This window comes from Mesobacillus boroniphilus (genome assembly GCF_018424685.1).
Taxonomy (GTDB): Bacteria; Bacillota; Bacilli; order Bacillales; family Cytobacillaceae; genus Mesobacillus; species Mesobacillus boroniphilus_A.
On record NZ_QTKX01000001.1, the window covers coordinates 1,220,857 to 1,233,074 of the forward strand.

The window sequence follows — 12,218 nt, forward strand, 5'->3', positions numbered from 1 at the left end:
TTCATTGTATCACATACTTTTGTTCATTTGTTCACAAAGTTGCCGAAAACGACTCCTAAGTAAACGGTAAGTTGTGGCAAAAGGTGTGATAAAAATCACACTTGTTTATTTGTAATCATTCTAACATGGAAGTTGTTACGGATTTTAAGACAAATGTGAACAAATTATGAAAACAATAATTGTCAACTTAGTGAATTAAAAACAATAGATATTGACGAAAAAGCAGGGCCTCAATTGAGACCCTGCTTCCAAAGATTAAGATACTTTAATTCTTTCTATATATGTCTCCAATGCTGGATGAAATTCTTTTTCATAATGGCCTGCTGGACAAGCTTTAATTATGATCGCCTTGCACGAAGGATGATCTTTAACTTCCAGCGCTGTTTTACAACGCGGGCATTTTTCAACAAAAAGATTCATATTAACACCCCTCCAATAATTCCTATGAGTTTAGTATGGATTAAACCCGAAATAAATTCAATGGTTAATAAGACCAATTGTGTTACGATAAAATATAATTGAAGGATAACTTCAGATTGCAAATTGATAAGAATAATAGATTTTACATATTAATCGGGGTGTATTTATGTTAAAGGAAAACTTATCAGGAAAGACTGTCATTATTACAGGAGCCAATAGCGGGATCGGCTTTGAGGCTGCAAAGAAACTTTCTGAAAAGGGAGCACACGTCATCCTCGCGGTAAGAAATGAGGGAAAAGGCAAGGTTGCTGTCGATACCATTTTGCAAGGAAATCAAGAAGCGTCAGTAGAAATGATGATGCTGGATTTGGCAGACCTCACAAGTGTCCGCCATTTTACTTCAGCATTTATGGAAAAAAACAGCTCCCTGGATATATTGATCAATAATGCCGGGGTCATGATTCCTCCATATGGCAAGACGAAGGATGGATTCGAGCTTCAATTCGGCAGCAATCACCTCGGACATTTTGCATTGACAGGCCTTTTGCTGCCACTTCTGAAAAAAACACCAGATTCTCGGGTTGTCACTTTAAGCAGTATCGCTCATAGGGGAGCTTCGATTGATTTTGATAATTTGCATGGTTCAAAAGGATACAAAGCCATGAAATTTTACGGACAAAGCAAGCTGGCAAACCTGTTATTCGCAAGGGAGCTTGATAACCGTTTTAAACAGCATGGAATAGAAACAATCAGTGTCGCCTGCCACCCTGGAATTTCTAACACTAATTTATTCCATTTAGGGAAAGGTGAAACTCCCAAATACCTGAAAGGGTTGATGAAAGTGTTTTCCCAGCCCGCAGTAATGGGTGCTCTTCCGACTATTTACGCTGCAGCTGATGACAGCCTGACCGGGGGTGAATACATCGGTCCGGACGGTAGGGGTAATAGAAAAGGATATCCTGCGATTGAGATCCCTGCACCAGGAGTTTATAATGAAGAGACGATGACAAGGCTGTGGACCGTATCTGAAGATTTAACGGGGGTGCAATTTGATTTTTAGGGACTCTATACCAGAGTCTCTTTTGTTATTTTAAAATAATAATTTCTATGTAAGCGTTTACAAAATATCAGTATTCAATCTTTCGATTATTAATAATTAATCGTTCATATATTGTTCAACATTTCACAAACTATTATTCTATTTATGTGATAATCTTTAATTAGAAAAGGAAAAGGAGTGATCAAGATGATGTATTGCGAATTTAAACCCTTCTCAACTGATACTGAGATATATACTCAGGAAATGCTCGAGGAAATCATTGGTGATGAATTCGAGGCAATGATGTATAAGGATGATAAAGAAATACCTGCATACATCTGGACAGTAAACTTCGTGGTCATAGTGAAAAGAAGTACAAAATTTTTAACGGACATTAGTTTTGAAAAAATACCTAGAAATCCAGTTTGTGAGTAAATTATTTTTCGTTCTTATTTGTGAAATGTTTCACAATTTAAGCTTTACAACGTATGAACTACTTTAATGAAGTAGAGTTTCCTAAAACAAATAAGGAGGTCCTGAAAATGGGGACAGTTGAAAAAGTGGCAAAAGAACAGACATCCGTAACGAAAATGGTTGATGGTCTATTGGATAAAGGTTTAAAAGCCTTGGCACAAATGCGGGAGCTCGATCAAGAATCAGTAAACAAAATCGTAAAGGAAATGGCGCTGGCAGGACTTGACCAGCATATGCCACTCGCAAAGATGGCAGTAGAAGAAACAAAAAGAGGTGTTTATGAGGATAAGATTATCAAGAACATGTTTGCCACAGAGTATGTGTACCACAATATCAAATACGATAAAACGGCTGGCATCATTGACGAAAATGAGCATGAAGGTATGATCACGATTGCTGAGCCAGTTGGTGTGATCGCCGGAGTTACACCGGTGACGAATCCAACCTCAACAACCATGTTCAAAGCGTTGATCTCGATCAAAACAAGAAACCCAATCATATTCGCTTTCCACCCATCTGCGCAAAAATGCAGCAGTGAGGCGGCGAGAATCCTTCGGGATGCAGCAGTTAGAGCAGGAGCGCCACAAGATTGTATCCAGTGGATTGAAAAACCATCTCTAGATGCAACACAAGCCTTGATGAATCATCAGAAGATTTCATTGATTTTAGCTACTGGTGGTGCTGGTATGGTTAAATCCGCCTACAGTTCAGGAAAGCCGGCATTAGGTGTTGGACCTGGTAATGTACCCTGTTATATTGAACGAACTGCAAATGTAAAGCGGGCAGTCAATGACCTGATTTTATCCAAAACATTCGATAACGGCATGATCTGTGCTTCAGAACAGGCGGTAATCATTGATAAAGAAATCTATCACGATGTAAAAGCAGAAATGATCGCCAATAGCTGCTACTTTTTAAACGAAGAAGAAAGATCGAAGGTTGAGAAGCTGGTGATCAATGAACAATCATGCGCAGTTAATGCAGATATTGTAGGGATGCCAGCTCATAAGATTGCTGAAATGGCAGGTGTGACGGTGCCAGAAGAGACTAAAATTCTTGTTGCTGAGCTCAAAGGCGTGGGTGCGCAATATCCTCTATCCCGTGAAAAGCTGAGCCCCGTGTTAGCTTGCTATAAAGTAAATGGAACAGAAGAGGGACTTAAGCGGGCTGAAGAGATGCTTGAATTTGGTGGACTAGGACATTCCGCTGTCATCCATTCTACTAGTGATGAAGTAATAAAAGCGTTCGGTTTAAGAATGAAAGCAGGACGCATCATCGTAAATGCCCCATCCTCCCAGGGGGCGATTGGCGATATCTATAATGCCTACCTGCCATCCTTGACCCTTGGCTGCGGAACTTACGGCGGGAACTCTGTTTCAACCAACGTAGGTGCGATTAACTTGATCAATGTAAAAAAAGTAGCGAGAAGGAACGTGAATATGCAGTGGTTCAAAGTGCCATCAAAAATTTACTTTGAAAAGAATTCAACGCAATATCTAGCGAAAATGCCTAAAATCTCGAAAGCATTTATCGTCACAGACCCTGGAATGGTGAAGCTGGGTTATGTAGATAGAGTTCTGTATCATTTGAGAAAGCGTCCAGACTATGTTCACTGCGAAATTTTCTCTGACGTAGAGCCAGACCCATCTATCGAAACGGTAATGAAGGGTGCGGAGATGATGGCGAGTTTCCAGCCGGATGTCATCATTGCTTTAGGCGGCGGCTCTGCAATGGATGCAGCTAAAGGCATGTGGCTGTTCTATGAATATCCTGATGCGGACTTCCATGGCTTAAAACAGAAATTCCTTGATATCCGAAAGCGCATTGTCAAATATCCACAACTTGGCCGCAAAGCCCAATTCGTTGCGATACCGACAACATCCGGTACTGGTTCAGAAGTGACATCCTTCTCAGTTATTACCGATAAAAAAGCAAACATCAAATATCCGCTGGCAGACTATGAACTGACACCAGATGTGGCTATTGTCGACCCGCAGTTTGTCATGACGGTTCCGAAGCACATTACAGCCGATACTGGAATGGACGTATTGACACATGCCATTGAAGCGTATGTCAGCTGTATGGCTAATGATTATACAGATGGTTTAGCCATTAAAGCAATTCAGCTCGTATTTGAATATCTGCCAAGAGCGTATCGAAATGGCCAGGATGAGGTTGCTCGCGAGAAGGTGCATAATGCATCCACGATTGCCGGTATGGCATTTGCCAATGCATTCCTCGGAATCAACCATAGTTTAGCGCATAAGCTTGGCGCGGAATTCCATATTGCTCATGGCCGCTCCAACACCATCTTGATGCCGCATGTCATCCGATATAACGCGACAAAACCAAAGAAATTTACAGCGTTCCCTAAATATGAAAGCTTTGTCGCAGACCAGCGCTACGCAGAAATCGCACGCATACTCGGTCTTCCTGCCCGCAATACGGAAGAAGGAGTTGAGAGCCTAGTCCAGGCGATCATCAAGTTGGCGAAGGAAATGGATATTCCAATGAGCATAGAAGCAAACGGAGTTGACAAAGCCGAATTCGAAGCAAAAGTCGACCAGCTTGCCGATCGGGCATTCGAAGACCAGTGTACAACAGCTAACCCTAAGCTTCCACTAGTTTCGGAATTGGCTGAAATCTATCGATTGGCTTTTAAGGGAGTTTAATAGAACAAAAGGGATGGAATCATTTGGTTCCATCCCTTTTGTTCAAATCATAAGTAACTTGTCCTATTGTAATGTCGAATGGGTTCTAAACTGTTCTATTTACCTAGTAAAAATAGTAATAATTTAACTAGTGTATATTTTTTGAATATTATATTATTTATCCCGGATAACCATTTTACTAATCCGGGAGGTAATGTATGAAGAAGAAGCCTTATCTATCAATCGCATTAGCAGCAGGTCTAGCAGTAAGTACCTTAGGAGCACAGGCTATTTACGCGAAGCCGGCAGAATCTCAGCAACAGGTTCAGCCTTTCAATGTTTTTGACAACAAGGTCCTTGACAAAATTAATGTCGAAAATATCTACAACAACATTGAATATCTTTCAAGAACACCTCGTGTTGCCGGTACAGAAGCCGAGCACAATGCGATTCAGTATGTCAAAGAGCAATTCGAGTCATACGGTTATGAAACAGAGCTTCAGGAATTTACTTTCTACGGGTACACTGCACCTGATACTGTTGAGCTGGCGGTAGATGGTTATTCAGCTGAAATCAAGCCTAAATCCTTTACACATGGAATGGATGGAACGGCTTCAGGGGAATTGGTTTATGCAGGTTTAGGACAAGCTGGGGATTTTGAAGGCAAAGATGTTGAAGGTAGAATTGCTTTAATTCAGCGAGGAGCGATTACATTTGCTGATAAAGTCTTGAATGCAGCAGCGAACGGTGCAGCAGGAGTCATTATTTTTAACAATACATCAGGGGACCTTAACGGAACATTCGGTTCACCGAATGATGCCTATGTACCGGCTGTGGCGATTACCCAGGAAGCTGGACAAGCATTATTGGTCAAGCTTAACAGCGGTGAAACTTTGACAGCTTCAATTAACATTGAAGGTGCAGAGGGTGGAATGAGGACTTCCTACAATGTCATCGCCACGAAAGCACCTACAAATAAAAATAAGGCAAAAGACGGAATTCTCGCATTGGGCGCCCATCACGATTCAGTTCCTGGAGCACCAGGTGCAAACGACGATGCATCAGGCACTGCGATGACCCTCGAGCTCGCCCGCGTCATGAAGGATTTGCCCACGAATATGGAAATGCGCTTCATAACTTTTGGCGCCGAGGAACTTGGATTGATTGGTTCACGTTATTACGTCAGCCAGCTTTCCGAGGAGGAGAAGGACCGCTTCGTTGGGTACTTTAATATGGATATGGTTGGAAGCCGGGATGCAGGTGATTTGGTCATCAATACGCCAGACGGAAACGATAACATTGTTTCCCAAACGGCTCAAGCTTCCAGTGCTCGCTTAAATGGCGTACCAACCCCGATCCAGCCAGGCGGAAGCAGTGACCACGTATCGTTTTATGAAGGCGGCATCGCATCAGGTTCATTTATCCATAGACCGCTAGAGCCATGGTACCATACGCCAGAAGATACAATTGACAAGATCAGCAAAGAAAAACTGCAGGATGTAGCGGAAATCGTGGGTACGGCTGTCTATGACATCGTCCGTCCAGAGAATCAGGGGCCAAAGGCAAACAGAGGAAAAGAACAAAAGGTACCACATCTATATTATGAGGAAGAAATGAAATAACTTGTTCTATCGCCAGGTTCACCGATTTATGGTTGGACCTGGTTTTTGTTTGCCTATGGGATCTTTAATTCTCCTCCATCGTATTGCAGGTATTCATAAAGGGAGGTGGGGGCGATAGGAGGGTTGGATTTTTGCGAAAAAAAATATATGTAATTCTTGGGGATGCAGATGAAACTGAGCAGCCAGATTGGCTTGAAAGTCTATTGAAATCCCAGCAGGTACAGCTGGAACAAAATTGAACAAATCCTTCCCTAATTTAAAGCAGGATCTCCTTTTTAATGCAATAAATCATCTCGTTTATCAATATATAAGTTTCCATCAGGCTGTACTTCTGCGTAAAAAACATCTTCTACTGATTGCACTCCAGCCAGTTTAAGTTGTTCATCGAGCCAGGTTTGGTCCTTATTCATGTTGGCCAAATTTTTTAGATTGACATGTCCGTCAGCCACTAGCTCTGTAGAAAACGGAACAAAATTTCCTTGCGACATCACGATATTCAGGTCGCTTTTCGTAACAGCTTGTTTGGGTTCCTTTTTCATGATCGAAAGCTTTCCGTCCGTTTCAAAGATGGCATAATCAATATCACTCAAAGAAAAAATGCTCTTTTCACGAAGCCTTGCTCGTAGTGAGTCTGTATCTAGGCGTGTTTTTCTTAGTGCATCTTCTAATATTTTCCCTTTTTTTATCACGATAACCGGCTTACCCATTAATACCTTTCTCGCTTTTTTTGATTTAAGGTGAATTTGATCAGTTAAGACTGTAAAAGCGGCCCAGCCTAGTAAAGCGATAACCCCGTTTGTAATACTTACTCCTGGATTGGTGACAAGCGCCGCTGCTATGGAGCCAAACGCGATAGCGGACACGAGGTTGAAGAACGTCATTTGACTAATTTCTTTTCTGCCAGCCCACCTTGCCATAGAAAGTAATACGATAAAACCAATTGCGATCCTGAGAATCAATTCAAGCTGATTCAATTTTTATCCCGCCTTATCGTTAATACTGTAAATTATTTGCAAATAGGCAGGATATTATTCTGGGTGACGAATTTTATGACTTCTGTTTCATTTTCATTATTAACAAAACTCAAGGTGCGAAAGAAGCCGATTGTCATCGACAGCGCAGATTCGGATAATGGAGTATTAGCGAATAGAGCTGGGTTAATGGAGGGAATCTAACGCTTTTGTGAAGATCTACACTATAACAGAACGATGAAGGGAAGGGGCTTATGCAGACATAATAAAAAGAAGGTCCCATTGGAACCTTCTTCTTTTAGCAAAACTATAAATTATAGTTTTGAAACGTTAGCAGCTTGTGGTCCGCGAGCGCCTTGCTCAACGTCGAAAGATACTTTTTGACCTTCGTCTAATGATTTGAAACCTTCAGATTGGATAGCAGAGAAGTGTACGAATACGTCGTCTCCACCTTCGCGCTCGATGAATCCAAAACCTTTTTCTGCGTTAAACCATTTTACTGTACCTTGTTCCATTACTGTTACCTCCCAGTGCGTTAGCACATTATGTTACTATCCTTGCCCAAAGTGATCATTAAGACGAAATAATTTCTATCCTTTACACCGAACAAAAATAATTCTTTATTATCATAACAGAAACTGGAATCAATAGCAAACAATAATAAAAGATTTCATCCTAATGGCCTATTTATGAGGCAGCACTCTCCAATTATCGTTGCAGGTAGCCTCAATTTGGCCTTGTCTTTGGATATAATCAGCTAGTAATTCAGTCATATCTGTTTGAATTTCTTTTTTGACTGGCTTACCTTTGAACATATTGAAGTTTCCACCGCCGCCTGCACGATAATTATTGACGACCACGTCGAATTCTTCATCAAGGTTCAGTGGTTCTCCCTTATATTTCAGGAGAGTTACCCTGTTTCCGACGGGTTTGGAAATATCAAAAAGATACTGTATTCCTTCCCACATATCATAGTTATAATGCTGTGGTTTAGGAGTTTCATAAGATGGATTTACCTGGATTTCTCCTTCATCATTTAAAATAAAGTACTCTGCGGATTTTTCGAGTGCGTCTTTAATATCCTGGCCGGACACAGTGATCACTTTTAATGTATTGGGGTAGACATAGTTAGATACTATATCCCTCATAGTTATATTACGTGGAAACCCTGGAGCTCCATTATGAAAAAGAGCTGTTGAGGATATATCCACTCCGGCAGCATCCATTTGTACCTTATTAATAAACTCGATAAGCGGATGGTCTTTTTTTCGGACTTCCAAGGGTGAATGGACACGCATATCCCCGACAATTTCTCCGAGAGGCTGATCCAGCCACTTTTGTGTAGAGTCTTCATATTCACTGGTCAACTCCAGGACCTTTTCGTCTGGGTGCGTGGTTTCATCTATTTCTATAATCTCAGCTGTTTTTTCAGTTATAGTCCATTTCCCTTTTGAGTTTTCAAATTTGATCGACACCTTCGAAAAAGCAAGACCTTTATGACCTGGCTGTACAACCAGCACCCCGTTAAGCTGAGTAGAAAGCTGCCTATGCTGGTGACCAGTCAACAAAATATCGATTTCCGGAATTTCCATGCACATCCGATACGCCTGATTTTCGCCAGTTAGTTGCTCAGTCTGATCGCCGGTCTCAAGGTCTCTCTCAAATCCGCCGTGATAGGAAACGATAAGGAGGTCGTACTGCTCGGTTTCTTGTAAATGCTCAATCCATTCTTTGAGAGTATCAAAAGCATCAAGGAATTCAAGTCCCATAATATTAAAAGGGTTTTCCCAGTTTGGGATATAATGTGTAGTCACCCCGATTACTGCTATACGTAAGCCGTTGGTGAACGTTTTTATGAAATAAGGTTTACCGAAAGCTGGTTCTTTAGTGTGCTCTATTACTATATTAGCGGATAGCCACGGAAAATTAGATTGCCTGATGGCGCTCTTCAATAAATCTTGCCCATAATTGAATTCATGGTTACCAATTACCGCTCCATCATAACCCAGGTATTTCATCACTCTGACAACAGGGTTATCTAAATCGTTCATATGTCTCGCGAAATGATACGTAAGGGGAGTGCCCTGGATGACATCGCCATTATCTATCAGTAAGTTGCAATCGCTTGTCTTTAGAACATTTTCGAAGGCAGATCCGAGCTTTGCCAGCCCCGAATTTGTTTCTTCATTATTTCCATAATTGATAGGTAAAATATTGCCATGAATATCGCTTGTTTGAAGGACTACAAGCTCACGCTTCTCCATAAATACCACGTCCGTTCATATAGAATCACATATACAATCCTACCCATTTTCAATGAAAAAAATAAAAAAAGGGGGAAACCACTTTCATGGCTTCCAGCTTATTAAACAGTGAGTGAGTATATATTATCGTCAGGAATGATACTTGCTTATATAACACATAGTAATAGAAAAGGAGGGAGTATCATGGGAAAATGGAATGAAGAAGGAGCTGCTAACAACAATCTTTCTGCTGAAACAATTGCGAGTTCTAAGCTTGTGGGAAAGCCAGTCTTGCAAGAACATGAGTTTTCAGAAGAACTTGCTGACGGGGGAGAGAGGGACAAGGCAATTGAGAAACAACTAAAGGAACATCAACCAGGGATGTAATAGAATATAAATAGCCAGAAAAATAAAAAGCATAACAGATTCACAATCTGTTATGCTTCTTGCTTATGTTGTGATTTCTTCTTTTGTAAATTCAATTTCAAATCCCAGATCTTCAAGCATTTTATGGTCAGCAGTCGTTTCTTGTCCTGCTGTTGTTAGATAATCTCCAACAAAGATTGAGTTGGCAGGGTAGAGGCCTAACGGCTGCAAGCTACGCAAATTAACTTCTCTGCCGCCGGAAATCCTGATTTCTTTTGTTGGATTGATGAATCTCATCAGGCAAAGAACTTTTAGGCAGTATCGAGGATTCAATTCATCCGTTCCTTCAAGAGGGGTACCGTCAATAGCATGGAGAAAATTGACTGGAATTGAATCGGCGTCTAATGCTTTCAGGCTCCTAGCCATATCGACTACATCTTGCTTTGTTTCCTTCATTCCTATAATCACTCCGGAACATGGTGAAATTCCGGAATTTTTGACAAGCTCTACAGTATTGACCCGGTCTTTGTATGTATGTGATGTCGTGATGGCTTCATGATGGCTTGCTGAAGTGTTAAGGTTATGATTATATCGGTCAACACCAGCGGCCTTGAGTCTTTCTGCTTGTGAAGGTTTAAGGATTCCAAGGCAGGCACAAACCTTAAGGCCATATTTTTCTTTAATTTCTTCTACTGCAGAAGTAACCGCATCAAGTTCCTTTTCACTTGGCCCTCTTCCGCTGGCAACGATGCAATATGTGCCTGCATTTAGATTATAAGCTTGTTCAGCACCTTGCATGATCGTTTCCTTATCCATCATCCGATACTTTTGGATAGGGGCATCGGAGACACTCGATTGTGCACAGTAACCGCAGTTTTCCGGACACAAACCTGATTTTGTATTAATGATCATATTTAGCTTAACGCGATTTCCGTAATAGTGATGGCGTATCATGTAGGCCGCCTGGAGTAATTCGAGCAGTTCCTGGTCGGGACAATCAAGTATACTTAAAGCCTCTGCATCAGAAATCGTGTTTCCTTCAAGTACGCCAAGCGCTAACTCCTTCCAGTATCCCATGCTATCTTCCCCCTTTAGTCATTAAGCTGCTTTTCTTAAGTGTTTGAAGCTGCCTTTGGATAGAACGGTTTTTTCCAGACGATACCCCATCATGCCGGCGAAAACAGCAAGAATGATGTCTTTTGGTAGAGGGACAACCATCCACAGCCATGCCATTTTATACGTAAATCCTTCAGGTGCAGCTGCCCAGAATTTATAGGCAAAATACATCCAATTTGTCCCGAATACATAGTTAATTACCATACCAATTAGTGAAGCAATAACAAAAGCAGAAAGAGTACGGTTCTTTTCAACGATTTTACCTGCAATATAGGCTGTTAAAATGAAAGAAAGGATAAATCCGAATGTTGGACTGATAAAAGTAGACAAGCCAGCTCCAAATTTAGCGAAAACCGGTACACCCACTAATCCTACCAGGGCGTAAACAGTCATTGATATTGCTCCTAATCTGCTGCCAAGAATGATCCCTGCTAAAATCGCAAAGAAGGTTTGCAGGGTAATCGGTACACCGCCAACTACCATAAATGGCACAAACGAGGTAATATTCGCCCCAATAGCCATAAGGCCGACGAACATTGATGCTAGAGTTAAATCAAGTGCTTTAAACTTCATGTGAATTGCTCTCCTTTTTCTGTAATATAAATTCAGAATAAACTTTTTGAATATTTTATGTCAACCTAAAAATAATTAAGTTAACAAACACTTAATTATAAATTACTGAAGAGAACTAGTTGTTGAAGATTTTAGATAGTAGATTGTTTGCCTCCTTTTAACGAGGATTATAGGAGGGTTTTTATCAAAGTGAGAGCGCATCCGGGATGATCAAAATCATATTCACAATAAAGACAAGTCTTTAGAAGTGATCTATAAAAATATGAAAGGTGCACGGTTAACCCGTGCACCTGTTATCATCTAACACGATTATTCATTGCTCGTTCTGGCAATGGCCGCTCAATATCCTTGTTTTTATTGGTTTCTACCGCGGGATTTTCTGTTGGGTCATCCTCATAATCTTTAAATGCAGATTCTCCCAAATCAAGGTCGCCTGGACTGAAAGCATTCGTTGGATATTCTTTAGTCGAATTCTTATCGACATTATATCCTGAAATAGAACTGCTGACTGGATTCTCTTTTTCATCCTTTATCTTTTCAATTGAATCAATGGCTTCTTTTTCGTTTTTATATGATTTAAGGTCATGTTTTTTCTCGATATCCATCTCGATCAGCCTCCTATCGGTTTTATTTTTATATACCCTTGAAATGCTCATCACTAACTTTTACAACTTTATGATTAGTGGTCTTTTTTTCTCTCTTTCTGGTAAACTATTTTTAAAAAGAAAATGAACTAGGGGATA

At 40.8% G+C, this 12,218-nt stretch carries 13 protein-coding genes; 6 read left to right on the plus strand and 7 right to left on the minus strand.

Annotated features, from left to right (window positions below):
• Window positions 1-255 precede the first annotated feature (255 nt).
• A complete protein-coding gene (locus tag DYI25_RS06240) occupies window positions 256-420 on the minus strand; it encodes a hypothetical protein (protein ID WP_213367552.1) in 165 nt (54 codons plus the stop codon).
• Window positions 421-586: 166 nt separating this feature from the next.
• On the opposite strand from DYI25_RS06240, the gene DYI25_RS06245 reads away from it, so the two are divergent.
• From DYI25_RS06245 to DYI25_RS06260, 4 genes are all read left to right on the plus strand, one after another.
• A complete protein-coding gene (locus DYI25_RS06245) occupies window positions 587-1,480 on the plus strand; it encodes an oxidoreductase (protein WP_213367553.1) in 894 nt (297 codons plus the stop codon).
• A gap of 186 nt (window positions 1,481-1,666) precedes the next feature.
• Window positions 1,667-1,894, plus strand: a complete 228-nt coding sequence (locus DYI25_RS06250; protein ID WP_213367554.1) for a hypothetical protein — start codon at window positions 1,667-1,669, stop codon at window positions 1,892-1,894.
• Window positions 1,895-2,001: 107 nt separating this feature from the next.
• A complete protein-coding gene (gene adhE, locus DYI25_RS06255) occupies window positions 2,002-4,605 on the plus strand; it encodes a bifunctional acetaldehyde-CoA/alcohol dehydrogenase (protein ID WP_213367555.1) in 2,604 nt (867 codons plus the stop codon).
• 197 nt (window positions 4,606-4,802) lie between these two features.
• The gene (locus tag DYI25_RS06260; protein WP_213367556.1) at window positions 4,803-6,206 is read left to right on the plus strand and encodes a M20/M25/M40 family metallo-hydrolase; all 1,404 of its coding nucleotides are present in this window, start codon (window positions 4,803-4,805) and stop codon (window positions 6,204-6,206) included.
• A 275-nt stretch (window positions 6,207-6,481) separates the two neighbouring features.
• Here DYI25_RS06260 and DYI25_RS06265 read toward each other — a convergent pair whose 3' ends face one another.
• On the minus strand, window positions 6,482-7,180 hold the full coding sequence (locus DYI25_RS06265) for a DUF421 domain-containing protein (protein WP_213367557.1): 699 nt from the start codon (window positions 7,178-7,180) through the stop codon (window positions 6,482-6,484).
• A gap of 75 nt (window positions 7,181-7,255) precedes the next feature.
• Here DYI25_RS06265 and DYI25_RS22575 point away from each other — a divergent pair, with 75 nt between their 5' ends.
• Window positions 7,256-7,381, plus strand: coding sequence for a hypothetical protein (locus DYI25_RS22575; protein ID WP_274609491.1), 126 nt, complete (start codon window positions 7,256-7,258; stop codon window positions 7,379-7,381).
• A 110-nt stretch (window positions 7,382-7,491) separates the two neighbouring features.
• On the opposite strand, the gene DYI25_RS06270 is transcribed toward DYI25_RS22575, so the two are convergent.
• Window positions 7,492-7,692 (minus strand): cold-shock protein, encoded by a 201-nt coding sequence (locus DYI25_RS06270; RefSeq protein ID WP_023614374.1) that lies wholly within the window; start codon window positions 7,690-7,692, stop codon window positions 7,492-7,494.
• A gap of 168 nt (window positions 7,693-7,860) precedes the next feature.
• Window positions 7,861-9,441, minus strand: coding sequence for a bifunctional metallophosphatase/5'-nucleotidase (locus DYI25_RS06275; protein ID WP_213367558.1), 1,581 nt, complete (start codon window positions 9,439-9,441; stop codon window positions 7,861-7,863).
• Window positions 9,442-9,624: 183 nt separating this feature from the next.
• Between DYI25_RS06275 and DYI25_RS06280 the strand changes: the two genes are divergently transcribed.
• Complete coding sequence (locus DYI25_RS06280; RefSeq protein ID WP_213367559.1) at window positions 9,625-9,807, plus strand: hypothetical protein; 183 nt, start codon at window positions 9,625-9,627, stop codon at window positions 9,805-9,807.
• 63 nt (window positions 9,808-9,870) lie between these two features.
• Here DYI25_RS06280 and bioB read toward each other — a convergent pair whose 3' ends face one another.
• The 3 genes from bioB to DYI25_RS06295 form a co-directional block, all read right to left on the minus strand.
• Complete coding sequence (bioB, locus tag DYI25_RS06285; RefSeq protein WP_213367560.1) at window positions 9,871-10,863, minus strand: biotin synthase BioB; 993 nt, start codon at window positions 10,861-10,863, stop codon at window positions 9,871-9,873.
• 21 nt (window positions 10,864-10,884) lie between these two features.
• Window positions 10,885-11,475 carry a biotin transporter BioY gene (locus DYI25_RS06290; protein WP_213367561.1) on the minus strand — a complete coding sequence of 197 codons (591 nt, stop codon included), beginning with the start codon at window positions 11,473-11,475 and terminating at the stop codon, window positions 10,885-10,887.
• A gap of 296 nt (window positions 11,476-11,771) precedes the next feature.
• Window positions 11,772-12,080: a hypothetical protein gene (locus tag DYI25_RS06295; protein ID WP_213367562.1), complete on the minus strand. Its 309-nt coding sequence runs from the start codon at window positions 12,078-12,080 to the stop codon at window positions 11,772-11,774.
• Window positions 12,081-12,218 lie beyond the last annotated feature (138 nt).